Here is a 22,217-nt window from a genome sequence, read left to right as displayed (position 1 = left end):
GTCAGACCGGCGTCGAGGACGGCCTGGGCGAAGTCGGCGTTCTCCGACAGGAAGCCGTACCCGGGATGGATCGCGTCCGCGCCGGAGTCCGCCGCCGCCTGCAGAACCTTCGCGATGTCGAGGTAGCTGGCGGCCGGGGTGTCACCGCCCAACGCGAAAGCTTCGTCGGCCGCGCGGACGTGCAGAGCGTCCCGGTCCGGGTCGGCGTAGACGGCTACGCTCGCGATCCCGGCATCCCGGCAGGCCCGAGCAACGCGGACAGCGATTTCGCCACGGTTGGCGATGAGCACCTTGCGCACGATGGCTCCCTCCTTGAAACAACCTGAGTTTAGGGACAGCCCACACGGCCTTTCGACCCTTATCCAGAGGTGAGCTTGCCCACACACAGAGTGTGATGCGAGCCTGCCTCGAGTCCGGAAAGCCCTTGTGGCGCCCCAGGCAAGGGGGATCCCCGACTGCACAGTAACCCCGTCACGCATCCGAGGTCTCTGTCCGGCGGGTCAGCGGCCCCGGGTGATTCTTTGTCGAGTCCCTACGAACGGACCAGGCTTTCTTTGCTTGATCGCTGCACGGACCCGATTCGCGCAATCAACCTGCCCGCACCCCTTGTCCCGGGGATTACCCGTTAGTAGCCTCCAGGGCGTCGAACAGGCTTGTGGCTTGTGGGGATGGGAGCGTCGTGCTGCGCAGAATCGTGGCCGGCGTGGCGGCGGTCGTGCTCGTCGCGGAAGCGGCGTTGCTCGTCCTCGTCCACGTCGTGTTGGGAAAGACGACCGCGAACCAGTCGATGTCGATCGCCGGCATGGATCCGGACGTCATGTCCAAGGCGACCTACGCGATGGGCGCCGGCATCGGCGCGTTCCTGCTGGTGTGCGCCGTCCTGCTGGGCATCGTCGCCGTACGGGACCGGGCTCCGGGCCGCTTCGCCCGCATCGTCCTCGTCAGCGCGGCCGTCACCCACGTGGTGCTCGGCGCGCTGGCCGTGGCGCTGGTCGGCTGGTCCGCCTTCGCGGCGACCATGCTGATCCTTTGCCTGATCGTGCTGGTCCTGACGCTCCCCGCGCCCGGTGACGCGGCGCCGGCCGCCGGACCCCGGGACACGCTGCCCCGGGACGTCCCGCCGCCCCCGCCGTACGGAGAACTCAAGCCCACAAATCCGTGATGGACACGTCCAGTTCGCCGAGCAGCGAGCGGAGCAGCGGCAGGGAGATCCCGATCACATTGCCGTGATCGCCGTCGATTCCGTCGATGAAGGGCGCCGACAGACCGTCCAGGGTGAAGGCCCCGGCCACGTGCAGCGGCTCCCCGCTGGCCACGTACGCCGCCACCTCCGCGTCGGACGGCTCGCCGAAGCGGACCGTCGTGGACGCGGTGGCCGAGACCCGACGGCCGCTCGCGGTGTCGATGACGCAGTGCCCGGTGCGCAGGACGCCCGCCCGCCCGCGCATCGACTTCCAGCGGGCCGTCGCCTCCTCGGCGTCCGCCGGCTTGCCCAGCGCCTCGCCGTCCAGCTCCAGCACCGAGTCGCAGCCGATCACCAGGGCGCCCGCGGCCTCGTCCAGGGCGGCCACCACGGCCGCCTTGGCCTCGGCCAGGGCCAGGGCCAGTTCGGAGGGGGTGTCGGCGCTCAGCGTGTCCTCGTCGAAGCCGCTGACGATCACGTGCGGGGCGAGCCCGGCCTGTCGCAGCAGGTTCAGTCGGGCGGGGGAGGCGGAGGCGAGGACGAGCGCGCGCGGTTCAGCAGCAGTCATGCCCGCCATCGTAGGGCCGACGGCGGGGGACGCAGGAGGGGTCTAGAAGTGGTCCACGCCGAGGACGTACACCACCACGATCATGGCGAGCGCGAGCACCACGATCATTCTCCGGACCATGGCCTGGGCGTCGCGCATGTCCTTCGGGGGCTCGTCCTTCGGGTCTGACCAGAGCATGCGTCGATCCTGTCCCGAGGGACGCCGGTGGCGCCTGAGTACTCGTACTCAGGCGCCACCGTCCGTTCGCGTCATCTTCGGTACCGGTACCGGTACCGAAGACAGGGCCTAGCCGGGCCAGTACGTGCGGCCCCACGCGTGCGGCCCCGGCTGCGGCAGGCGCCGGCGGGCCGTCCGGGCCGGCGAGGCCCACTCGTCCTTGACGCGGGAGGCGCCCGGCGGCACGGAGGCCAGTGCCGCCGCGCGCGCCTGGACCACCGCCAGTGCGGCGGCCAACTCCTCCGGGGTCGGGTTCCCCTTGACGACCTTGATCACCACTGTGAGCTCCTCGGGGCCTAGAGGGGGATGTTGCCGTGCTTCTTCGGGGGCAGGGACTCCCGCTTGGTCCGCAGCTGACGCAGCCCCTTCACCACGTGCGCCCGGGTCTCGGACGGCATGGTCACCGCGTCGATGTACCCGCGCTCGGCGGCCGTGTACGGGTTGAGCAGCGCGTCCTCGTACTCGGTGATCAGGCGGGCGCGCGTCTCCTCCACCTCCTCCGGGGCGGTCTCGGCGAGGGTGCGGCGGTGCAGGATGTTCACCGCGCCCTGGGCGCCCATGACGGCGATCTGCGCGGTCGGCCAGGCCAGGTTGAGGTCCGCGCCGAGGTGCTTGGAGCCCATCACGTCGTAGGCGCCGCCGAAGGCCTTGCGGGTGATGACGGTGATCAGGGGGACCGTGGCCTCGGCGTACGCGTAGATCAGCTTCGCGCCGCGCCGGATGATTCCGTTGTACTCCTGGTCCGTGCCCGGAAGGAAGCCCGGGACGTCGACGAACGTCAGCACCGGGACGTTGAAGGCGTCGCAGGTCCGCACGAAGCGCGCGGCCTTCTCGGAGGCGTTGATGTCCAGGCAGCCCGCGAACTGCATCGGCTGGTTCGCGACGATGCCCACCGGGTGGCCCTCGACGCGGCCGAAGCCGGTGAGGATGTTCGGCGCGAACAGCGACTGCGTCTCCAGGAACTCCGCGTCGTCGAGCACGTGCTCGATCACGGTGTGCATGTCGTACGGCTGGTTCGCGCTGTCAGGGATCAGCACGTCGAGCTCGCGGTCGGTGTCGGTGACCTCGGTGTCCGCGTCCTCCGGGAAGGCGGGCGGCTCGGAGAGGTTGTTCGACGGCAGGTACGCGAGGAGCGACTTGACGTACTCGATCGCGTCCTTCTCGTCGCCTGCCATGTGGTGGGCCACGCCCGAGGTGGAGTTGTGGGTGCGGGCGCCGCCCAGCTCCTCGAAGCCCACGTCCTCGCCGGTGACCGTCTTGATGACGTCCGGGCCGGTGATGAACATGTGCGAGGTCTGGTCGACCATCACCGTGAAGTCGGTGATGGCGGGCGAGTAGACGGCGCCACCGGCGCACGGTCCCACGATCAGGCTGATCTGCGGGATCACGCCCGAGGCGTGCACGTTGCGGCGGAAGATCTCGCCGTACATGCCCAGCGCGCTGACGCCCTCCTGGATGCGGGCGCCGCCGGAGTCGTTGATGCCGACGAGCGGACATCCGGTCTTCAGCGCGAAGTCCATGACCTTCATGATCTTCTGGCCGTAGACCTCGCCGAGGGCTCCGCCGAAGACCGTGAAGTCCTGCGAGAACACGGCCACCGGGCGGCCGTCCACCGTGCCGTAGCCGGTGACGACGCCGTCGCCGTAGGGGCGGGTGTTCTCCAGACCGAAGTTGGTCGACCGGTGCCGGGCGAACTCGTCGAGTTCGACGAACGAACCCTCGTCCAGCAGCAGGGCGACCCGCTCACGCGCCGTCAGCTTTCCCTTGGCGTGCTGCTTCTCCACGGCCCGCGCGGACCCTGCGTGCGTGGCTTCGTCGATGCGTCGCCGCAGGTCCGCGATCTTGCCCGCGGTCGTGTGCGTGTCGATCGGCTCTGAGGGTTGTGACATCGGGGTCGCGGCTCCCTGTGTGGTGTCAACTGCCTGGTCAATTGATTGACTACTGCTGGCTACTGGTGCGTAGCGTATCGGCGGGCATGGCGCTCGGCAGTGCGGCGTTTGACACACCTACTGTGGCTTGCATGACGCCATCAGATGCATCAGCCGGAACTCCGACCGGAGGTTCCGCGGGCCGCTGGTCCAGCCTCGACCGGCCGCCGTTGAACGTCGCCGCCCTGCGCCGGGCGCTCGTCGTCGAGGACGGGCTGTGGACCTCGCTGGAGGTCGTGCCCGCCACCGGGTCCACCAACACCGATCTCGCCGCCCGGGCCGCGACGCTGCCCGAGGGAGCCGTGCTCGTCGCCGAGGAGCAGACCGCAGGGCGCGGGCGCCTCGACCGGACCTGGACGGCGCCCGCGCGGTCCGGGCTGTTCTTCTCCGTGCTGCTCAAGCCCGGGCCGGACGTACCGCAGGAGCGGTGGGGCTGGCTCACCCTGCTGGCCGGCGTGGCCACCGCGACGGGGCTGTCCCGGGCGGCGGGCGTGGACACCGCCCTCAAGTGGCCCAACGACCTGCTGGTCACCGTGGACGGCGAGGAGCGCAAGACCGGCGGGATCCTCGCGGAACGGGTCGGCGACGGGGTCGTCGTCGGCATCGGCCTCAACGTCACCCTCGGCGAGGACGAGCTGCCGGTGGACACCGCCGGTTCCCTGGCCCTGGCCAAGGCGACCGTCACCGACCGGGACCCGCTGCTCAGGGCCGTGCTGCGGTCCCTGGAGCAGTGGTACGGGAACTGGCGCGCGGCCGGCGGCGACCCGGCGACCAGCGGGCTCCAGGAGACGTACGCGGCGGGGTGCGCGACGCTGGGCAAGCACGTGCGCGCGGAGCTGCCCGGAGGCCGCACGCTCACCGGGACGGCCGAAGCGGTCGACGCGGACGGTCGGCTCGTCATCCGGACGGCCGACGACGCGCACGAGGCCGTGGGCGCCGGCGACGTCGTCCACCTGCGGTCGACCCATTAGGCCGGCTCCGGGTGCCCGCCCGGGGCGGGCACCCGGCCGGCCGGCCCGACGGGGCGGGCGGGCGCGGATCACGCTCGGGTCGCGGCCGGCGGAGTGGGGAGTGAGCTACGGCACACCTGCCGTATGGTTTAGGCGATCCCGGTCCTCCCGGTGATCAATCGGTTCGGAAGTCGGAATTGCGCACGGAATGGACAGGAGGCGGCCCTTGACCGTCGACGACTCAACGTCCAGTGCGCCCGCGTCCGGCGCGTCCGGCTCGTCCGCCGGCGCGGGCACCCCCATCGGGCGCGACCAGCACACCCCCCACCACGAGGTCGACCACACGGCCCAGCCGACGGCCGACCCGCTCGCCATCCGCCTGGAGCAGCTGATCCTGGGCGCCGAGCGCCGGTACACGCCCTTCCAGGCGGCCCGCAGCGCCGGGGTCTCGATGGAGCTGGCCTCCCGCTTCTGGCGGGCCATGGGCTTCGCGGACATCGGCCAGGCCAAGGCACTGACCGAGGCCGACGTACTGGCGCTGCGCCGACTAGCCGGCCTGGTGGAGGCCGGCCTGCTGAGCGAGCCCATGGCGGTGCAGGTGGCGCGGTCCACGGGCCAGACCACCGCCCGACTGGCCGAATGGCAGATCGACTCCTTCCTGGAGGGGCTGACGGAGCCGCCGGAGCCCGGGATGACCCGTACGGAGGTCACGTACCCGCTGGTCGAGCTGCTGCTGCCGGAGCTGGAGGAGTTCCTCGTCTACGTGTGGCGCCGCCAGCTGGCGGCCGCGACCGGGCGCGTGGTGCAGGTCGCCGACGACGAGGAGATGGTCGACCGCCGGCTCGCGGTGGGCTTCGCGGACCTGGTGGGCTTCACCCGCCTCACCCGGCGGCTGGAGGAGGAGGAGCTCGGCGAACTCGTCGAGGCCTTCGAGACCACGGCGGCCGACCTGGTCGCCGCACACGGCGGGCGACTGATCAAGACCCTGGGCGACGAGGTGCTGTACTGCGCCGACGACGCGGCCACGGCGGCGGAGATCGCGCTGCGGCTGATCGAGACCATGGAAGCCGATCCGCAGATGCCGGAGCTGCGGGTCGGGATCGCCTTCGGCACGGTGACGACCCGGATGGGCGACGTCTTCGGTACCACGGTGAACCTGGCGAGCCGGCTGACGTCCATAGCGCCCAAGGACGCGGTGCTCGTGGACGGCGCTATGGCCGAGGAACTGGGCCGGACCGGGGCCGCGCCGCGGTCGGAGAAGGAAGCCGCGTCGGAGGAGGGCGGCGGCACCTACCGCTTCGCGCTCCAGCCGATGTGGCAGCGGCCGGTGCGCGGGCTCGGGGTCGTCGAACCCTGGTCGCTGACGCGGAGGACACCTAAGATCCCCGGGTAACGTTCGTTAACCGGGAGGGTCCCCAGTGCCTGTGGAGTCGGAGTTCGTAGCGGTACGTCGGCACGGAGACGACGGGGTCGTCGAATTGGTCCTGGACCGCCCCAAAGCCATGAACGCGGTGTCGACGGAGATGGCCCGGGCCATCGGCGCCGCGTGCGCCTCGCTGGCCGCGGACGCCTCGGTGCGGGTCGTCGTACTGACCTCCACCGCGGAACGGGCCTTCTGCGTCGGGGCCGACCTCAAGGAGCGCAACTCGCTGTCGGACGCCGAACTGCTGCGGCAGCGGCCGACCACGCGCGGGGCGTACGGGGGCGTGCTGGAACTGCCGATGCCGACGATCGCCGCGGTGCACGGGTTCGCGCTCGGCGGCGGCTTCGAGCTGGCCCTGGCCTGCGACGTGATCGTGGCGGACGAGACGGCCGTGGTCGGCCTGCCCGAGGTGTCGGTCGGCGTGATCCCGGGCGGCGGCGGCACCCAACTGCTGCCCCGACGGGTGGGCGCGGCCCGCGCGGCGGAACTGATCTTCACGGCGCGCCGCGTCGAGGCGGCCGAGGCGCTGGACCTGGGCCTGGTGGACTCGGTGGTCCCGGCGGGCTCCGACCGCGAGGAGGCGCTGGCGCTGGCCGGGCGGATGGCGGCGAACTCGCCGGTCGGGCTGCGCGCGGCCAAGCGGGCGCTGCGGCTGGGGCACGGCATGGACCTGACGGCCGGCCTGGAGATCGAGGACGCGGCCTGGCGGACGGTGGCGTTCTCCGGGGACCGGGCGGAAGGTGTGGCGGCGTTCAACGAGAAGCGGAAGCCGCGCTGGACGTAGGGCCTGGCCGGCCGGGGGATTGGTGGGCGGGGCCCGGGGCCCCACCGGCCCCTGGATGCGGGGGGTGCGGGTGCGGGGTCGCGTGCGGCGCCGTTGCGGGGGCGCTGCCCCCGGGCCCCCGCGCCTCAAACGCCGGCGGGGCTGGATTTGTGCGGGCGGGTCGATTCGCGCGGCCGGACTGATTCACGCGGCCGGGTGGGAAGGTACGAAGTTGGACAAAACTCCCTAGTCTGGGGTGATGGGAGTTGACGGGCGGCTGAGAGCCGTCGTGGGCCTCGCGCAGGCCATGGCGGCCGCCTGCCTGCCGCGGGACAGCGTGCGGGCCGCCGCGCGGGGGGCGCGGCTGGCCCTGGACGGATCGTTCGCCGCCATCTCCGCGTGGGAGCGCGAACGGGGACGGCTGCGGGTGCTCGTCAACGAGGGGGAGCGGCGGGCCGGGGAGGAGGCGTTCCCCGAGGACGAGTCCTATCCCGTCCACGACTTCCCGGAGATCACCGAGTTCCTGCACGAGCGCTGGGCGGGCGGCGGTGGCCCGCACGCCTGGGTCGAGAGCGCCGTCGGAGACCGGCCCGGACGGCGCGGCGAGGCCCTGCGCCGGCGCGGCCGGGGCACCTGTGTCGTCGCGCCCATCGTGCTCAGCGGGCGGGCCTGGGGCGAGCTGTACGTGGCCCGGGACGAGGGGCTGCCGGACTTCGACGAGGACGACGCGGAGTTCGCGACGGTCCTGGCCGCCGTCGTGGCGGCGGGTCTCGCGCAGAACGAGCGGCTCGAAGAGGCCCGGCGGCTGGCCTTCACCGATCCGCTGACCGGACTCGCCAACCGGCGGGCCGTGGACATGCGGCTGGACGAGGCCCTGGAGGAGCACCGGCGCTCCGGGGCGGTGGTGAGCCTGGCCGTCTGTGACCTGAACGGCCTCAAGAAGGTCAACGACACCCTCGGTCACGCCATGGGCGACCGGCTCCTGGAGCGGTTCGGGTCCGTGCTGAGCCTGTGCGGGGCCATGCTGCCGGGCGCGCTGGTGGCCCGCCTCGGCGGTGACGAGTTCTGCCTGGTGAGCCTGGGGCCGTCGGCGGACGAGGTGGTGCGGGTGGCCTGCGGGTGGCCGAGGAGCTGTGCCTTCGGGCCGCCGAGCTGGAACTGGGCGAGGGGGTGGCCTGCGGGGTCGCCTCGACCGGGGATCCCATCGGCTTGGTGAAGTCCTCCCGGCGGCTCTTCCGGCTCGCGGACGCCGCCCAGTACAAGGCGAAGGCCGCGCGGTCGCCCCAGCCCGTGGTGGCGGGGCGGGACACGGCCGTGGTGCGGCTCGCGGACGCCGCGCAGGAGGCGGCGGGGGAGCGGCGACGGTTCCGCGGCCGGGCCTGAGCACCCGCTCCCGGGCCGGACAAGGGCCGTGACGGGGGCGGTGACGGCGCGTGAGGGACCCTCATCGAACTGGCTAGTGACAGAGAAGGATTCAGTCCGTAGGGTGCTGAATATGGATATGCACACTGTCGTGGTGGGGACGTCCGGGACCACCGCCGAGGACGTCATCGCCGTCGCCCGCGGCAACGCGCGCGTCGAGCTGTCCGGCGAGGCACTCGACGCCCTGGCCCGCGCCCGCGAGATCGTCGACGCGCTCGCCGCCAAGCCCGAGCCCGTCTACGGGGTGTCCACCGGGTTCGGCGCCCTCGCCTCCCGGCACATCAGCCCCGAGCTGCGCGCGCAGCTCCAGCGCAACATCGTCCGCTCGCACGCCGCCGGCATGGGCCCGCGCGTCGAGCGGGAGGTCGTGCGCGCCCTGATGTTCCTGCGACTGAAGACCGTCGCCTCCGGACACACCGGCGTACGCCCCTCCGTCGCCCAGACCATGGTGGACGTGCTCAACGCCGGGATCACCCCCGTCGTCCACGAGTACGGCTCCCTCGGCTGCTCCGGCGACCTCGCGCCGCTGTCCCACTGCGCGCTCGCGCTCATGGGCGAGGGCGACGCCGAGGGGCCCGACGGGTCCGTCCGGCCCGCCGGCGAGCTGCTCGCCGAGGCCGGCATCGAGCCGGTCGAGCTGCGCGAGAAGGAAGGGCTCGCCCTCCTCAACGGCACCGACGGCATGCTCGGCATGCTGGTCATGGCCCTCGCGGACCTCGCCAAGCTGTACACGTCCGCCGACATCACGGCCGCGCTGACGCTGGAGGCGCTGCTCGGTTCCGAGAAGGTCCTCGCCCCCGAGCTGCACGCCATCCGCCCGCACCCCGGCCAGGGCGCGTCCGCCGCCAACATGGCCGCCGTCCTGAAGGGCTCCGGGCTCACCGGGCACTTCCAGGAGGAGTCCGCCCCGCGCGTCCAGGACGCCTACTCGGTGCGCTGCGCCCCGCAGGTCGCCGGCGCGGGCCGCGACACCATGGCGCACGCCGCCCTGGTCGCCTCCCGGGAACTGGCCGCCGCCGTCGACAACCCGGTGGTGCTGCCCGACGGTCGCGTGGAGTCCAACGGCAACTTCCACGGCGCCCCCGTCGCGTACGTCCTGGACTTCCTGGCCATCGCCGCCGCCGACCTCGGCTCCATCGCCGAACGGCGCACCGACCGGCTGCTCGACAAGAACCGCTCGCACGGCCTGCCGCCGTTCCTCGCGGACGACGCCGGCGTGGACTCGGGCCTGATGATCGCCCAGTACACGCAGGCCGCCCTGGTCAGCGAGATGAAGCGGCTCGCGGTGCCCGCGTCCGCCGACTCGATCCCCTCCTCCGCCATGCAGGAGGACCACGTCTCCATGGGCTGGTCGGCCGCGCGCAAGCTCCGTACGGCCGTCGACAACCTGACCCGGATCGTCGCCATCGAGCTGTACGCGGCCACCCGGGCCATCGAGCTGCGCCACGGGCTCACCGCGGCCCCGGCGAGCCGGGCCGCCATCGCGGCCGCCCGCGCGGCGGGAGTCCAGGGCCCCGGGCCGGATCGTTTCCTCGCCCCCGACCTGGCCGCCGCCGACGCGTTCGTTCGATCGGGCGAACTCGTCGAGGCGGTCGAAACGGTGACCGGTCCGCTCGCCTGACCCGTCACGGCTCGCCCGACCGGCGACAGTACGACGAAGGGCCGCGCCCGGGGCGATCCCCCGGTGCGCGGCCCTTTCGCGTCTTCTCACGCCTTTGATCGGGCGCCGCGTGGCTCGGGCGCCGCGTCCGTCGTGCGTCGCGTCCGGCGGGCGCCGTCGGCCCCGGAGGGCCGAGCGGCGCTACTCGGCGCGGGAGCGGCGTACGGAGAAGGTCACGAACCCCGCCCCGAGCCCCAGGAAGAGGGTGCCGCCCATCAGGTAGGGGGTGGTGTCGATACTGCCGGTGTCGGCGAGGGCGAGAACGGCCTCCTGGGGTTCCGCGTGGTTCACGATCGTGTCGGAGGACGTGATCGTGCCCGTGTTGGCGGGGACGGGCGCCCCGGAGGATCCCGACGCCTGTTCCGGTGCCGTGGCGTTGGCCGACGGCACGAACCAGAGGGCGGCGAGGAGGGTGGTCGCTCCGAGAGCGGTGAGCAGCGGTCGACGTGCGGACACGGTGCGATCCCCCTTGTGGCAGCAGCGAATTGGCCGTGTGCGCCGATGCTAGTGAAAGGGGCGGGTCGTGGGAAAGTCGGGGCGGCCACGGGCTTACTCTCCGTCGTATGAACCCTTCTGAGACATCACGGTACGTACGACTTCGGGTGGATTTGGTCCTCGAAGTGACCGACGCCACGGCACTGACCGGAGCGGCGCACACCCACATCAAGGCCGACGAGTTCATGCCGGACGAGGAGCGCGGCCACGCGGAGGCGGCGGTCCGCGACGACGAGTCGGAGGCCCTGGCCTACCTCGTCGACCCCACCGACCTGGTCACGGACATCCCCGGAGTGGAACTGGCCCAGGCCTCCTGGAGCAGCGAGCCCGCCGAATACGACCCCGAGTCCATGGAGTGGGACCTGGACGAGGAAGATGGGGAACACGACGAAGAGCCGACCGGCAACGCGTGACCGTGGGATTGCACACATTCGAACCGGATGTGGAACCGAACAGGGTCGTGTGAGCGTTGTTGATCCGTGGCAGGGGGGCGTGCCCCCCCTGTCCGGTAGGGATACCGCCCGGCGGTAGCCGGGTGGAGCTCGGGGGTTCCGGCAACGATGGAGTGGCGTGTGAGGACGGACAGCATGCGGAGGAAGAGGTCCCTGGTGGCCGTTTCCGCCGTGCTCGGTGGCGTATTGATGCTCTCGGCCTGCAACGGCGGCGGAGACGGCGACCCGAAGGCGGGCGGCACGGAGAGCGGCAAGTCGCAGGCGGACGTGGACGCCGCGGCGGCCAAGGACAGCTCCAAGGCCCGAATAGCCATCACGCCCAAGGACGGCGCCACCAACATCGGCCTGAACGACGCGACCAAGGTCGCCGTCAGTGACGGCACGCTCACCAAGGTCGAGCTGAAGAGCACGGAGGGCACGGTCGTCCCCGGCAAGATCGCCGGCGACGGCAAGAGCTGGAAGCCGGACGGTGCGCTCAAGCGCTCCACCAAGTACGCCCTGTCGGCGACCGCCAAGGACGAGGCCGGCAAGGAGGCGCACGAGAACGCGTCCTTCACCACCGTCTCCCCGGAGAACAGCTTCGTCGGCTCGTTCATCCCGGACGAGGGCCAGACCGTCGGCGTGGGCATGCCGGTCTCGATCACCTTCAACAAGCCGATCAAGGACCAGAAGGCCGTCCAGGCGGCCATCAACGTCACCTCCAGCAGCGGTCAGGAAGTCGTCGGCCACTGGTTCGGCTCGCAGCGACTGGACTTCCGCCCGGAGGAGTACTGGAAGGCGAACTCCACCGTCACGCTGAAGCTGGCGCTGGAGGGCGTGAAGGGGGCACCCGGCGTCCAGGGCGTCCAGAACAAGACCGTCTCCTTCAAGGTCGGCCGCAGCCAGGTCGCCAAGGTCGACGCGAAGACCAAGCAGATGACGGTCACCCGGGACGGCGCGGTCCTCAAGACCATTCCGATCTCGGCGGGGTCCCCGGACAACCCGACGTACAACGGCAAGATGGTGATCTCCGAGAAGTTCAAGGAGACCCGGATGGACGGCGCCACCGTCGGCTTCAAGGACGGCGACGGCAAGGGCGAGTACGACATCAAGGACGTCCCGCACGCGATGCGGCTGTCCACCTCGGGCACCTTCATCCACGGCAACTACTGGGGCGCCGACTCGATCTTCGGCAAGGTCAACACCAGTCACGGCTGTGTCGGTCTCAACGACGCCCAGGGCGCCAACGACCCGAACACCCCCGGCTCGTGGTTCTTCGACAACTCGCTGATCGGCGACGTGGTCGAGGTGGTCAACTCCCCGGACAAGACCATCAAGCCGGACAACGGCCTCAACGGCTGGAACATGAGCTGGGCGGAGTGGAAGGCGGGCGCGGCCTCCTGACGCCGTGTACGACCCGAACTGACGCCGTGTACGAACTGAACTGACGCGCGGACACCACGGACGGCGGGAAACCCACACGGGTTTCCCGCCGTCCGTCGTCTTCCGGCGTCGCGGGCCCCTTCTCATCCGACTCCCGCCCGCGGGTGACGATGACGGAAAACCCCTGAGCGCGCGGCGGACGCCCCGGCTAGGGTCCCGCTCATGACGATCCGACCCGTTGCCCCACCCCCCTCCGACGCCGCGGTGGACTCCTGGCTCGCGGTCCTGACCGCCGCCACGACCACCGACCTGCCGGGGCTGCCGGCGCCCTCCCGCGTGGAGGTGGCCGGCCGGCTCCGGGTGCCGCCGGCCCGGGGCCGGAACGCGTTCTGGACGACGGACGACGGGGCCGGCGTCGCGGGCCTGCTCCTGTTCACCGACGAGGGCAACACGCACACCGCGTTCCTGGACGTGCTGACGGTGCGCCCCGAGGCGCGCCGGCGGGGCGTGGGCACGGCCCTGTGGGAGCGGGTCCGGGCCGAGCTCCTCGCGCGCGACCGCACCTCGGTCTCCGCGCTCGTCGACCTCGAAGGCCCGGGCCGGGCGTTCGCCGAGTCCCTCGGCTTCGAGAACGTGCTGCGGATGGCCTGGTACGTCCAGGACGTGGCGACACCCGCCGCGATACCGGCCACCCCCGGCTACGAGCTGCTGTGCTGGCCCGGGATCGTCCCCGACGCGTGGGCGCCGGCGCTGGCCGTGGCCCACGGCGCGATGGAGGACGCGCCGAGCGGGGACATGGACGAGCAGACGATGACGTGGACGGCCGAGCGGGTACGGGCCGCACAGCGGCTGGTCCTGGAGCGGGGCGGCGACCTGACCACGGTCGCGGCGGTGACCCCCGCCGGGGAGGTGGCCGCGTACACGGTGCTCGTCCGGACGGACCCGACGGGGCCGCGCGCCCTCCAGTACGACACGGTGGTCGTCTCCGCCCACCGGGGCCACGGCCTCGGCCGCGCCGTCAAGCTCCGCATGCTCGCGGACATGGCCGCGTGCCACCCGGACCTGCGACAGATCGGCACGACCGTGGCGGACGAGAACGGCCCCATGCGGGCGGTCAACGAGTCCCTGGGCTACCGGTGGGAACGCGGCGTGGGAATCTTCCAACGCACACTGTGACCCGGGGCCGGGGCGCGGCGCGGACCGTGATCCGCGGCGGGCGCCCGCGGGGCCGGCCGGACGCACCTCAGTTCTGCGACGGGGCGTCCACGGGGGAGTGGGTCGGCGCCGCCCAGGACGACAGCAGGCGCAGGGCGTCCGCCGACGGGGAACCCGGGGTGGCGTGGAAGGTGACCAGCGACTGTTCCGGGTCGTCGCGCAGGGTCAGCGTCTCGAAGTGCAGGTCCATCTCACCCACCACCGGGTGCCGCAGCCGCTTCACTCCGTGCGTCTTGTCCGCGACCGTGTGCGCCGCCCACAACCGGCGGAACTCCTCGTTCTTCACCGACAGCTCCCCGACCAGCGCCGACAACTGCTCGTCCTCCGGGTGCTGGCCCGCGTACATCCGCAGATTGCTGACCACCTCGCAGGCCCGGCACTCCCAGTCCGCGTACAGCTCCGCCGTCGCGCCGTCCAGGAACACCAGCCGCACCAGGTTCCGTTCACCGACCGGCAGCGCCCCGAAGTCCCCGAAGACCGCCACGGCCAGCCGGTTCCAGCCGATGACGTCCTGCCGCCGCCCCACCAGGTAGGCCGGTACGCCCTCCATCGCGTCCAGCAGCGTCCGCAGCTCCGGCCGGACCTGCTGGGGCCGCCGGGACTGGCGCCGCTTGAGGGTCCGCGGGCTCGCCAGGTGGGTCAGGTGCGCCGACTCCGTGTCGTCCAACCGCAGGGCCCGCGCGATGGCGTCCAGCACCTCCGCCGACACGTTCTGTCCGTGTCCCTGCTCCAGCCGCGTGTAGTACGCCACCGACACCCCGGCCAGCTGCGCCAGCTCCTCGCGGCGCAGGCCGGGCACCCGGCGGTGGCGGCCGTAGTCGGGCAGCCCCACGTCCCCGGGGCGCAGCCGGGCCCGCCGGCTCCGCAGGAACTCGCCCAGTTCGGCTCGCTGATCAAGCTGGTCCATACAGTCAGTATGTCCGGGTCGCGAACCGTGTGCCTGACCCCGCCAGTGGTAGGTCCACGGGACGTAGGCACAACAGGGGACTGGGTGACCCGAGGGAATGGGGGCATCGTGGAGATACCGCTGGAAATCCCCGTCCGAGGAGCTTCACCATGTCCGTCACCCAGGTCGCCGCCTACGCCGCTCCCGCCGCGAAGGCCCCGCTGGAGCGCACGACGATCCCGCGCCGCCCGGTCGGCGAACACGACGTCCTCATCGACATCAAGTTCGCCGGCATCTGCCACTCCGACATCCACCAGGCCACCGACGGCTGGGGCGAGGGCATCTTCCCCATGGTCCCCGGCCACGAGATAGCCGGCGTGGTCACCGAGGTCGGCGCCGGCGTCACGAAGTTCGCGGTCGGCGACCGGGTCGGCGTCGGCTGCTTCGTCGACTCCTGCCGCGAGTGCGAGCAGTGCCTGGCCGGCTTCGAGCAGTACTGCCTCAAGGGCATGACCGGCACGTACAACGCCATCGACAAGAACGGCGAGCCCACCTACGGCGGCTACTCCACCCACATCGTCGTCGACGAGAACTACACCGTCCGCATTCCCGAGGGCATCGACCTCGACGTCGCCGCCCCGCTGCTGTGCGCCGGCATCACCCTGTACTCCCCGCTCAAGCACTGGAACGCGGGCCCCGGCAAGAAGGTCGCCATCGTCGGCCTCGGCGGCCTCGGCCACATGGGCGTCAAGATCGCCTCCGCGCTCGGCGCGGACGTCACCGTCCTGTCGCAGAGCCTGCGCAAGAAGGACGACGGCCTGCGGCTGGGTGCCTCGGAGTACCACGCCACCAGCGACGAGACCACCTTCGAGAAGCTGGCCGGCACCTTCGACCTGATCGTCTCCACCGTCTCCGCGCCGCTTCCCCTCGACACGTACCTGCGGCTGCTCAAGGTCGACGGCGCGTTCGTGAACGTCGGCGCCCCGGAGGACCCGGTCTCGCTGAACCTGTTCTCCGTCATCGCCGGCCGCAAGACCCTCGCGGGATCCTCCATCGGCGGGATCGCCGAAACCCAGGAGATGCTGGACTTCTGCGCCGAGCACGGCTTGGGCGCCGAGATCGAGCTGATCGGCGCCGACCGGATCAACGAGGCCTACGACCGGGTCCAGGCGAGCGACGTCCGCTACCGCTTCGTCATCGACACCGCGACCATCTGACCCGACCACTCGGCGTCATCCGACCGCTCGGCGCGCATCCGGCCGCCCGGTGGCATCCCGCTGCTCCGCGCCGTCCGAGTGCCCCGCCCGACCCGCCCGCCCTGCCCGACCCGCCTGCCCCGCCGCAGGCGGGTCGGCCCGTTCCAGCGCCGCCGGGCGCTCCCGGGCCGCCCCGGCGGGCGTCGTCACACGCTTTTCACGCCCCGTGCATGGTCTTGCCGGCGCCCCCTGCGGACGATCGCCTCACCAGCCTTCCGTCCCACAGGAGTTCGCGATGCCCAGCCGCCGTCACTTCCTCGCCGGATCCGCGGCCGCCGTGGGCCTCGCCGCCCTGCCCCGGGCCGCGGAGGCCGCACCCGCACCGGCGGCCGAGGACACCGCGCCGCCCCACCTGGTGGTGATCCTGGCCGACGACCTCGGATACGGGGACCTCGGCGCGTACGGCCAGAAGCTGATCACCACCCCGCGCATCGACCGGCTCGCCGCCGAGGGGCTGCGGTTCACCGACGCCTACGCCGCGGCCGCCGTCTGCGCCCCGTCCCGGGCCGCCCTGCTCACCGGCCTGCACACCGGGCACGCCGCCGTCCGCGCCAACCCCGACAGCGGCGGCCAGGGCGCCCTCGGCGCCGGGGACACCACCTTCGCGGAGGTGCTCCGGGCGCGCGGCTACCGCACGGGCCTGTTCGGCAAGTGGGGCTTCGGACCGGAGGTCGGGGACCAGCCGAGCCACCCCGGCGCCCGGGGCTTCGAGGAGTTCCACGGGTACATCGACCACGGCCACGCCCACCAGTACCGCCCCTCCTACCTGTGGCGCAACGGTGCCAAGGAACCCCTGCCGGCCGGCACCTACGCGCCCACCGTCATCGCCGAGAGCGCCCTCGGCTTCATCGACGCGCACGCCGCCGGCCCCGACCCCTTCCTGCTGTTCCTGACCCCGAACCTGCCGCACGCCCCCAGCGAGGTCCCCGACGTGGGCGCGTACGCCGCCCGGACCTGGACCCAGGAGAACAAGGCGCACGCCGCCCAGATCAGCCTGCTCGACGCCCAGGTCGGCGCGGTCGTCGACCGGCTCACGGCGCACGGCATCGCCGACCGGACGGTGGTCCTGGTCGCCTCCGACAACGGCCCGCACGAGGAGGGCGGGGTGAACCCCGACCTCTTCGACGCCAACGGCCCGCTGCGCGGCTACAAGCGCAACCTGTACGAGGGCGGCGTACGCGTCCCGCTGATCGCCTGGAGCCCCGGCCGGATCGCCCCCGGCACCCTCAGCGACCGCCCCACCCCGCTGTACGACCTGCTGCCCACCCTCGCCGACCTGGCGGGCGCCCCGGCCCCCGCCGACATCGACGGGCTCTCGGCCGCCCCCGTGCTCACCGGGGCGCCCGCGACGGCCCCGCTCCACGACCACCTGTACTGGTACCGGGACGAGCAGGGCGTCACCGCCCGGGCCAACAGCCAGGACGGCGGCCGGGCCAAGAAGGTCGCGGAGGCGATCCGCAAGGACCGCTGGAAGGGGGTCCGGTTCGCCCCCGCGCGGGACCGGACCGTGCCCGACGCGCAGTGGCGGTTCGAGCTGTACGACCTGGCCGCCGACCTCGGCGAACAGCGCGACGTGGCCGCGGCGAACCCGGCCGTCGTCGCCTCCCTGACGGCCATGCTGCGGTCGTCCTGGTCGGACGCCTACCCGCGCCGCCCCTGGGGCCTCACGGTGGCCTCGGACGGGGTCACGGCCACCACCACCCTGTCCAACGGAACCTCCCGCGCCTGGCCGCAGGCCCGGGTCGGCCTCACGGTCCCGGCGGGCTGGACGGCCACCCCGACCGGCCCGGTCACGGCGGCCTCCCTGGCCCCGGGCGCGCGCCTGACGACCACCTGGAAGATCACCGCGCCGGGCTCCGGATCCGGTCCGGCCGTCCTGACGGCCCGGGCCGACACGGGCGCGTTCCGCTTCACCGCGGCGCACCCCTTCACACCGCTCCCCGCGCCGCCCACCCGGGACGGTCACCTCAGCGACCTCCCGTGGGTGTCGGCGACCAACGGCTGGGGCCCCGTGGAGATCGACCGCTCCAACGGCCGCAAGGAGGGCGGCGACGGCACCCCGATCGCCTTCGGCGGCGTCACGTACGCCAAGGGCCTCGGCGTGCACGCCCCGTCGGAGGTGGTCTACCACCTGGGTGGCCGCGCGGCCCGCTTCACCGCCCTCGTCGGCATCGACGACTTCTCGACGAGGCAGTCGGCGGCCGGCGCCACCCGCGCCGTGGTCCGCGGCGACGGCCGCACCCTCCTGACCACCCCGACGCTCACGGGCGCCTCGGGCCCCACGGCCATCGACCTCGACGTCACCGGCGTCCGCCTCCTCCACCTCGTGGTGCAGGACGCCAACTCCAACTCCGCCTTCGACCACACCTCCTGGGCCCGCCCCCACATCACCCTGGCATGACGAGGCCCCGGCCGCCCGCCGCGGGTGCGGCGGCCGACCGGGGCGTGCGCGCGGGACGGCTCAGGCGCCGGCCGCCGGGGCCTGGGCCACGCCGATCGGGCAGCTGACGCCCGTGCCGCCGATGCCGCAGTACCCGCCGGGGTTCTTGTCCAAATATTGCTGGTGGTAGGCCTCGGCCGGCCAGAACGGGCGCTCCGATGCCGGGAGGACGGCGGTGGTGATGTCGCCGTGGCCCGCTGCCGTCAGGACCCGCTGGTAGGCCTCGCGGGAGGACTCGGCCTCCGCCTGGTGGGCGGGGGAGTGGGTGTAGATCGCCGAGCGGTACTGGGTGCCGACGTCATTGCCCTGGCGGAAGCCCTGCGTGGGGTCGTGGGACTCCCAGAACAGCTTCAGCAGGGTCGCGTACGAGACGAGCGCCGGGTCGAAGACCACCCGCACGACCTCGGTGTGGCCGGTCTGCCCCGAGCAGGCCTCCTCGTACGTCGGGTTCTCCGTGAACCCGCCCTGGTAGCCGACGAGGGTCGTCCACACCCCGGGGGTCTGCCAGAACTTGCGCTCCGCGCCCCAGAAACAGCCCAGGCCGAAGTCCGCCACCGCCAGGTGCGCGGGGTAGGGGCCCGCCAGCGGGTTGCCGAGCACGGTGTGCGCGGACGGCAGCGAGAAGAGCGGTTCCGAGCGGCCCCGCAGGGCCTCTTCGCGGGTCGGGAGCTCGGGCGTGCGGCGGTACGAGAACATGGGTCGCCTCCTTGGTAGTGGGAACAACGGACGAGGGCGGCCCGGGATTCCCGAACCGCCCCGCGGCCGCCCCTCGCGTGCCCGCCGCCCCGCGTCAGTGCGGCAGCGTCGCCGGCGAACCGCCGTTGGCCTCGTAGCCCGCCACCGCCAGCGCCCGGTACACCGCGTACGCCGCCGCCGGGTCCGGCGAGGCCGACCAGGGCAGCGCGCCGACGTACCCGTCCACGTGCCGCACCTGCTCCATCGCCTCCGCCCAGCGCTCCATGCTCACCAGGAACATCAGCAGCAGGTGCCGTACGTGGGCGAGCATCGGGTCGTCCGCGCGGGCCGTGCGGACCGCGTACAGCGCGCCCTCCACGGCCCGGGTGACGACCGCGCTCTGCCAGAACGTCGACACGAAGTTCACCTCGGGCAGGTGCTCGTACACCGCGAACAGCGGCAGGGCCGCCAGCAGCGAACCCTGCGGGGCGCGGGCCGCCGCCGCGTGCGTGAACGCGTCGGCCTTCTCCCGCGAGCCGTGCCACTTCTCGCACCAGTAGTTCAGGGCCGCCAGGTGCGCGCCCATGTGCTGCGGGGCCCGGTCGATGACCTTCGCCCACAGTGCGTCGTACTCCGCCTCGGAGTAGCCCAGCGCCCGTCCGATCGCCAGCTCCGTGATGTACGGGACCGGGTCCCCCGGCGCGAGCAGGGCCGCCCGCCGGCAGGCCTCCAGGGCCTCCTCCAGGATGATCCGGTGGTCCTCGGAGCCGACGCCGCCCGAGTGCCGCCAGGCCTGCTGCACCAGCAGCTCGGCGTGCACCTGCGCGCCGCCCGCGTCCTTCGGCGCCTCCAGTCGCCACGCCTTCAGCCACTGCGCGCCCTCCCCGGGCCGGCGCACCAGGTCCAGCGCCGCCGCACCGCCGAAGGCCTGGACGCGCTGCCAGCGCTGCTCGCCCTCCGTCGGGGTCCCGGCGAGCAGTTGCGAGGCGGCCTGCCACTGGCCGGTGCGCTCGACGTTGTCGAGGGCGTCCATCAGGTCCTGGTCGGGCCCGGGAACGCGGATGTCCAGCTCCTCTTCCCGGTCGAACCCGTAGTTCGCGGGGTCGGCGGCGTCCGGGCTGCCGGGCGCGACCAGCCGGGCACCGCCCCGCCGGCGCCGGATGTAGGGGGCGGCGATGGCCACGAGCAGGCCCATCGCGAAGAGGAACCACAGAATCTCCATGCCTCCAAGCGAACCAGACGCACCCGGGCCAAGGCCAATGCCTCACTGGCCAGGTCCGATGGTCGGGGCACGAGAGGAACCACCGCCGTACGGGGCATAGCATCTGCCCATGAGCGACAGCCACGAGCACCAGAGCTTCGAGACCCGCGCGATCCACGCGGGCAATACGGCGGACCCGCGGACCGGCGCGGTCGTGCCCCCGATCTACCAGGTGTCCACGTACAAGCAGGACGGCGTCGGCGGACTGCGCGAGGGCTACGAGTACAGCCGCAGCGGCAACCCGACGCGCACCGCCCTGGAGGAGAACCTCGCGGCGCTGGAGGGCGGCCGACGCGGTCTCGCCTTCGCGTCCGGGCTCGCCGCCGAGGACTGCCTGCTGCGCACGCTGCTCTCCCCGGGCGACCACGTGGTCATCCCGAACGACGCCTACGGCGGCACGTTCCGCCTCTTCGCCAAGGTCGTCTCCCGCTGGGGCGTGGAGTGGTCGGTGGCCGACACCTCCGACGCGGACTCCGTGCGGGCGGCCCTGACGCCGAAGACCAAGCTGATCTGGGTCGAGACCCCCTCCAACCCGCTGCTCGGCATCACGGACATCGCCGTGGTCGCCGACATCGCGCGGTCCGCGGGCGCCAAGCTGGTCGTGGACAACACCTTCGCGTCCCCGTACCTCCAGCAGCCCCTGGCGCTCGGCGCCGACGTGGTCGTGCACTCGCTGACCAAGTACATGGGCGGTCACTCCGACGTCGTCGGCGGCGCGCTCGTCGCGGCGGACGAGGCGCTCGGCGAGGAGCTGGCCTACCACCAGAACGCCATGGGCGCGGTGGCCGGTCCCTTCGACTCGTGGGTCGTGCTGCGCGGCATCAAGACCCTGGCCGTCCGCATGGACCGGCACGCGGAGAACGCGGCGAAGATCGTCGAGGTGCTGGCGCGCCACCCGAAGGTCACCAAGGTCCTCTACCCGGGCCTGCCCGAGCACCCGGGCCACGAGGTCGCCGCCAAGCAGATGCGCAACTTCGGCGGCATGATCTCCTTCCAGGTCGCCGGTGGCGAGGAGGAGGCCATCGCGGTCTGCGGCCGTACGAAGATCTTCACCCTGGCCGAGTCCCTCGGGGGCGTCGAGTCCCTCATCGAGCACCCGGGCCGGATGACCCACGCCTCGGTGGCCGGCTCGGCCCTGGAGGTCCCGGCGGACCTGATCCGCCTCTCGGTCGGCATCGAGAACGCCGACGACCTCATCGCGGACCTCACCCGCGCGCTGGGCTAGGTCCCCTCTTCGCCGGATGCCGCCGGGCGGTCGTCACCAGCCCTCCAGGGGCGGGGAGACATCGCTCGGCGGCGTCGCCCACGGCCGGGTCAGCGCCGCCCACACCGTGAACGCGAGCGCCGCCGCGCACAGCACCGTCCAACCGAACCGGCGCAGCGCCCGGCGGCGGCGCAGGAGCCGGTCCCCGCGGGCCGCGGCGGCCGCCGCCAGCCCGACCGGCACCGTCGGGTGGGGACCCTCCATCAGCTCCCGCACCCGGGCCGCCTTGCGGTCGGGGAAGGCGCTCACGCCGCCTCCCGACCGGGGGCGGGCGCCGCGTCCCGCAGGGCCGCGACGGCCCGGTTGCACAGCGCGTGCACCCGCTCGGCGGGCAGCCCCAGCTGCGCCGCCGTGACCTCCTCCGCGACGCCCTCGTACACGCGCAGCACCAGGACGAGCCGTTCCAGCGGGACCAGCCGCGCGAGCGGCCCGGTACCGGAGGGCCGGCGGCGGGCGGTGCGGGCGTACGCGGCGCACAGTTCCTGCCGCGTGTGGTCGTACGGGTCGTCGCCGCGCAGCCTGCGCCAGTCCGCGTACGTACGGGCCAGGGCGCCCGCGAGGAGCCGGCGCGCGACGGCCGGGTCGTCCTCGGGTTCCGCGGTCAGCAGGATCGCGACGTGCAGGAGCCGGCCCGCCGCACCCGCGACGAAGGCCTCGAACTCCGCGTAGGGCCTTGCCCGGTGGTCCACAACCCCCATGGCTCACATAGTGCGGTCGGGGGCACCGCCTTGGTCAAGGGGTCGGACACGGCCGGATCCGTACGGTGGGGCGGGCGGCCCCGGGGACCGGGCGGCGGCG

At 72.7% G+C, this 22,217-nt stretch carries 21 protein-coding genes and 2 pseudogenes (1 of these 23 cut by a window edge); 12 read left to right on the top strand and 11 right to left on the bottom strand.

Going from position 1 to position 22,217, the window contains the following annotated elements; translation table 11 throughout:
- Positions 1 to 299: pseudogene (locus ADK55_RS25790) on the bottom strand (acetyl-CoA carboxylase biotin carboxylase subunit) (its annotated part extends 1,011 nt beyond the left edge of the window); the annotation flags it as partial.
- Between the two features lie 380 nt (positions 300 to 679).
- Here ADK55_RS25790 and ADK55_RS25785 point away from each other — a divergent pair.
- Complete coding sequence (locus tag ADK55_RS25785; protein ID WP_234350239.1) at positions 680 to 1,162, top strand: hypothetical protein; 483 nt, start codon at positions 680 to 682, stop codon at positions 1,160 to 1,162.
- Here the strand turns inward: ADK55_RS25785 and ADK55_RS25780 are convergent.
- The 4 genes from ADK55_RS25780 to ADK55_RS25770 all read right to left on the bottom strand — a co-directional run bounded on the left by ADK55_RS25780 (position 1,143) and on the right by ADK55_RS25770 (position 3,856).
- The gene (locus ADK55_RS25780) at positions 1,143 to 1,751 is read right to left on the bottom strand and encodes a Maf family protein (protein ID WP_371591438.1); all 609 of its coding nucleotides are present in this window, start codon (positions 1,749 to 1,751) and stop codon (positions 1,143 to 1,145) included. The two genes, ADK55_RS25785 and ADK55_RS25780, sit on opposite strands and share 20 nt — an antisense overlap.
- A 42-nt stretch (positions 1,752 to 1,793) precedes the next feature.
- Positions 1,794 to 1,928 (bottom strand): morphogenic membrane protein MmpB, encoded by a 135-nt coding sequence (gene mmpB, locus ADK55_RS40540; protein WP_266949456.1) that lies wholly within the window; start codon positions 1,926 to 1,928, stop codon positions 1,794 to 1,796.
- Between the two features lie 108 nt (positions 1,929 to 2,036).
- On the bottom strand, positions 2,037 to 2,246 hold the full coding sequence (locus tag ADK55_RS25775; protein ID WP_053682188.1) for an acyl-CoA carboxylase subunit epsilon: 210 nt from the start codon (positions 2,244 to 2,246) through the stop codon (positions 2,037 to 2,039).
- A 17-nt stretch (positions 2,247 to 2,263) separates the two neighbouring features.
- Positions 2,264 to 3,856: an acyl-CoA carboxylase subunit beta gene (locus tag ADK55_RS25770; protein ID WP_053682187.1), complete on the bottom strand. Its 1,593-nt coding sequence runs from the start codon at positions 3,854 to 3,856 to the stop codon at positions 2,264 to 2,266.
- Between the two features lie 131 nt (positions 3,857 to 3,987).
- Here ADK55_RS25770 and ADK55_RS25765 point away from each other — a divergent pair, with 131 nt between their 5' ends.
- The 5 genes and pseudogenes from ADK55_RS25765 (at position 3,988) to hutH (ending at position 10,074) form a co-directional block, all read left to right on the top strand.
- Positions 3,988 to 4,866 (top strand): biotin--[acetyl-CoA-carboxylase] ligase, encoded by an 879-nt coding sequence (locus ADK55_RS25765; protein WP_053682186.1) that lies wholly within the window; start codon positions 3,988 to 3,990, stop codon positions 4,864 to 4,866.
- 205 nt (positions 4,867 to 5,071) lie between these two features.
- Positions 5,072 to 6,238 carry an adenylate/guanylate cyclase domain-containing protein gene (locus tag ADK55_RS25760; RefSeq protein WP_053682185.1) on the top strand — a complete coding sequence of 389 codons (1,167 nt, stop codon included), beginning with the start codon at positions 5,072 to 5,074 and terminating at the stop codon, positions 6,236 to 6,238.
- Positions 6,239 to 6,263: 25 nt separating this feature from the next.
- Complete coding sequence (locus ADK55_RS25755) at positions 6,264 to 7,052, top strand: enoyl-CoA hydratase/isomerase family protein (protein WP_053682184.1); 789 nt, start codon at positions 6,264 to 6,266, stop codon at positions 7,050 to 7,052.
- Between the two features lie 238 nt (positions 7,053 to 7,290).
- Positions 7,291 to 8,414, top strand: a pseudogene (locus tag ADK55_RS25750) (diguanylate cyclase domain-containing protein).
- A 118-nt stretch (positions 8,415 to 8,532) separates the two neighbouring features.
- Positions 8,533 to 10,074 (top strand): histidine ammonia-lyase, encoded by a 1,542-nt coding sequence (gene hutH / locus ADK55_RS25745; RefSeq protein WP_053682183.1) that lies wholly within the window; start codon positions 8,533 to 8,535, stop codon positions 10,072 to 10,074.
- Positions 10,075 to 10,254: 180 nt separating this feature from the next.
- Here the strand turns inward: hutH and ADK55_RS25740 are convergent, their stop codons facing one another.
- Positions 10,255 to 10,569: an LPXTG cell wall anchor domain-containing protein gene (locus ADK55_RS25740; RefSeq protein ID WP_053682182.1), complete on the bottom strand. Its 315-nt coding sequence runs from the start codon at positions 10,567 to 10,569 to the stop codon at positions 10,255 to 10,257.
- 164 nt (positions 10,570 to 10,733) lie between these two features.
- Between ADK55_RS25740 and ADK55_RS40100 the strand changes: the two genes are divergently transcribed.
- The 3 genes from ADK55_RS40100 (at position 10,734) to ADK55_RS25725 (ending at position 13,598) form a co-directional block, all read left to right on the top strand.
- Positions 10,734 to 11,021: a hypothetical protein gene (locus tag ADK55_RS40100; RefSeq protein WP_234350238.1), complete on the top strand. Its 288-nt coding sequence runs from the start codon at positions 10,734 to 10,736 to the stop codon at positions 11,019 to 11,021.
- Between the two features lie 147 nt (positions 11,022 to 11,168).
- Positions 11,169 to 12,443, top strand: coding sequence for a L,D-transpeptidase (locus ADK55_RS25730; RefSeq protein WP_053682180.1), 1,275 nt, complete (start codon positions 11,169 to 11,171; stop codon positions 12,441 to 12,443).
- 201 nt (positions 12,444 to 12,644) lie between these two features.
- Positions 12,645 to 13,598, top strand: coding sequence for a GNAT family N-acetyltransferase (locus ADK55_RS25725; protein ID WP_063839612.1), 954 nt, complete (start codon positions 12,645 to 12,647; stop codon positions 13,596 to 13,598).
- A gap of 67 nt (positions 13,599 to 13,665) precedes the next feature.
- Here ADK55_RS25725 and ADK55_RS25720 read toward each other — a convergent pair whose 3' ends face one another.
- Entirely contained in the window at positions 13,666 to 14,544 is an 879-nt protein-coding gene (locus tag ADK55_RS25720) for a helix-turn-helix domain-containing protein (RefSeq protein WP_053682178.1), read from the bottom strand.
- A gap of 149 nt (positions 14,545 to 14,693) precedes the next feature.
- Between ADK55_RS25720 and ADK55_RS25715 the strand changes: the two genes are divergently transcribed.
- Both ADK55_RS25715 and ADK55_RS25710 read left to right on the top strand, forming a co-directional pair.
- Positions 14,694 to 15,740 (top strand): NAD(P)-dependent alcohol dehydrogenase, encoded by a 1,047-nt coding sequence (locus ADK55_RS25715; protein WP_053682177.1) that lies wholly within the window; start codon positions 14,694 to 14,696, stop codon positions 15,738 to 15,740.
- Between the two features lie 274 nt (positions 15,741 to 16,014).
- Positions 16,015 to 18,180 carry a sulfatase-like hydrolase/transferase gene (locus tag ADK55_RS25710; RefSeq protein WP_053682176.1) on the top strand — a complete coding sequence of 722 codons (2,166 nt, stop codon included), beginning with the start codon at positions 16,015 to 16,017 and terminating at the stop codon, positions 18,178 to 18,180.
- Positions 18,181 to 18,240: 60 nt separating this feature from the next.
- Here the strand turns inward: ADK55_RS25710 and msrA are convergent, their stop codons facing one another.
- Positions 18,241 to 18,915 (bottom strand): peptide-methionine (S)-S-oxide reductase MsrA, encoded by a 675-nt coding sequence (gene msrA, locus ADK55_RS25705; RefSeq protein ID WP_053682175.1) that lies wholly within the window; start codon positions 18,913 to 18,915, stop codon positions 18,241 to 18,243.
- Between the two features lie 94 nt (positions 18,916 to 19,009).
- Positions 19,010 to 20,116, bottom strand: coding sequence for a hypothetical protein (locus tag ADK55_RS25700; protein ID WP_053682174.1), 1,107 nt, complete (start codon positions 20,114 to 20,116; stop codon positions 19,010 to 19,012).
- 109 nt (positions 20,117 to 20,225) lie between these two features.
- Here ADK55_RS25700 and ADK55_RS25695 point away from each other — a divergent pair, with 109 nt between their 5' ends.
- Positions 20,226 to 21,380 (top strand): cystathionine gamma-synthase, encoded by a 1,155-nt coding sequence (locus ADK55_RS25695; protein WP_053682173.1) that lies wholly within the window; start codon positions 20,226 to 20,228, stop codon positions 21,378 to 21,380.
- 33 nt (positions 21,381 to 21,413) lie between these two features.
- Here ADK55_RS25695 and ADK55_RS25690 read toward each other — a convergent pair whose 3' ends face one another.
- Both ADK55_RS25690 and ADK55_RS25685 read right to left on the bottom strand, forming a co-directional pair.
- Positions 21,414 to 21,668: a hypothetical protein gene (locus ADK55_RS25690; protein ID WP_234350237.1), complete on the bottom strand. Its 255-nt coding sequence runs from the start codon at positions 21,666 to 21,668 to the stop codon at positions 21,414 to 21,416.
- The gene (locus ADK55_RS25685) at positions 21,665 to 22,117 is read right to left on the bottom strand and encodes a sigma factor-like helix-turn-helix DNA-binding protein (protein WP_053682172.1); all 453 of its coding nucleotides are present in this window, start codon (positions 22,115 to 22,117) and stop codon (positions 21,665 to 21,667) included. Before ADK55_RS25685 ends, ADK55_RS25690 begins: the two co-directional genes overlap by 4 nt.
- Between the last annotated feature and the right edge of the window lie 100 nt (positions 22,118 to 22,217).

This window comes from Streptomyces sp. WM4235 (assembly GCF_001279725.1).
Taxonomy (GTDB): domain Bacteria; phylum Actinomycetota; class Actinomycetes; order Streptomycetales; family Streptomycetaceae; genus Streptomyces.
Note: the sequence above shows the minus strand (reverse complement) of the source record. Positions and strands in the feature narration are given on the sequence as shown.

Coding starts and splice junctions, on each gene's coding strand:
- ADK55_RS25770 (WP_053682187.1), bottom strand. CDS start 3,856: ATGTCACAACCCTCAGAGCCGATCGACACGCACACGACCGCGGGCAAG.
- ADK55_RS25715 (WP_053682177.1), top strand. CDS start 14,694: ATGTCCGTCACCCAGGTCGCCGCCTACGCCGCTCCCGCCGCGAAGGCC.
- hutH (WP_053682183.1), top strand. CDS start 8,533: ATGCACACTGTCGTGGTGGGGACGTCCGGGACCACCGCCGAGGACGTC.
- ADK55_RS25695 (WP_053682173.1), top strand. CDS start 20,226: ATGAGCGACAGCCACGAGCACCAGAGCTTCGAGACCCGCGCGATCCAC.
- mmpB (WP_266949456.1), bottom strand. CDS start 1,928: ATGCTCTGGTCAGACCCGAAGGACGAGCCCCCGAAGGACATGCGCGAC.
- msrA (WP_053682175.1), bottom strand. CDS start 18,915: ATGTTCTCGTACCGCCGCACGCCCGAGCTCCCGACCCGCGAAGAGGCC.
- ADK55_RS25700 (WP_053682174.1), bottom strand. CDS start 20,116: ATGGAGATTCTGTGGTTCCTCTTCGCGATGGGCCTGCTCGTGGCCATC.
- ADK55_RS25725 (WP_063839612.1), top strand. CDS start 12,645: ATGACGATCCGACCCGTTGCCCCACCCCCCTCCGACGCCGCGGTGGAC.
- ADK55_RS25710 (WP_053682176.1), top strand. CDS start 16,015: ATGCCCAGCCGCCGTCACTTCCTCGCCGGATCCGCGGCCGCCGTGGGC.
- ADK55_RS25685 (WP_053682172.1), bottom strand. CDS start 22,117: ATGGGGGTTGTGGACCACCGGGCAAGGCCCTACGCGGAGTTCGAGGCC.
- ADK55_RS25780 (WP_371591438.1), bottom strand. CDS start 1,751: ATGACTGCTGCTGAACCGCGCGCGCTCGTCCTCGCCTCCGCCTCCCCC.
- ADK55_RS25765 (WP_053682186.1), top strand. CDS start 3,988: ATGACGCCATCAGATGCATCAGCCGGAACTCCGACCGGAGGTTCCGCG.
- ADK55_RS25720 (WP_053682178.1), bottom strand. CDS start 14,544: ATGGACCAGCTTGATCAGCGAGCCGAACTGGGCGAGTTCCTGCGGAGC.
- ADK55_RS25730 (WP_053682180.1), top strand. CDS start 11,169: ATGGAGTGGCGTGTGAGGACGGACAGCATGCGGAGGAAGAGGTCCCTG.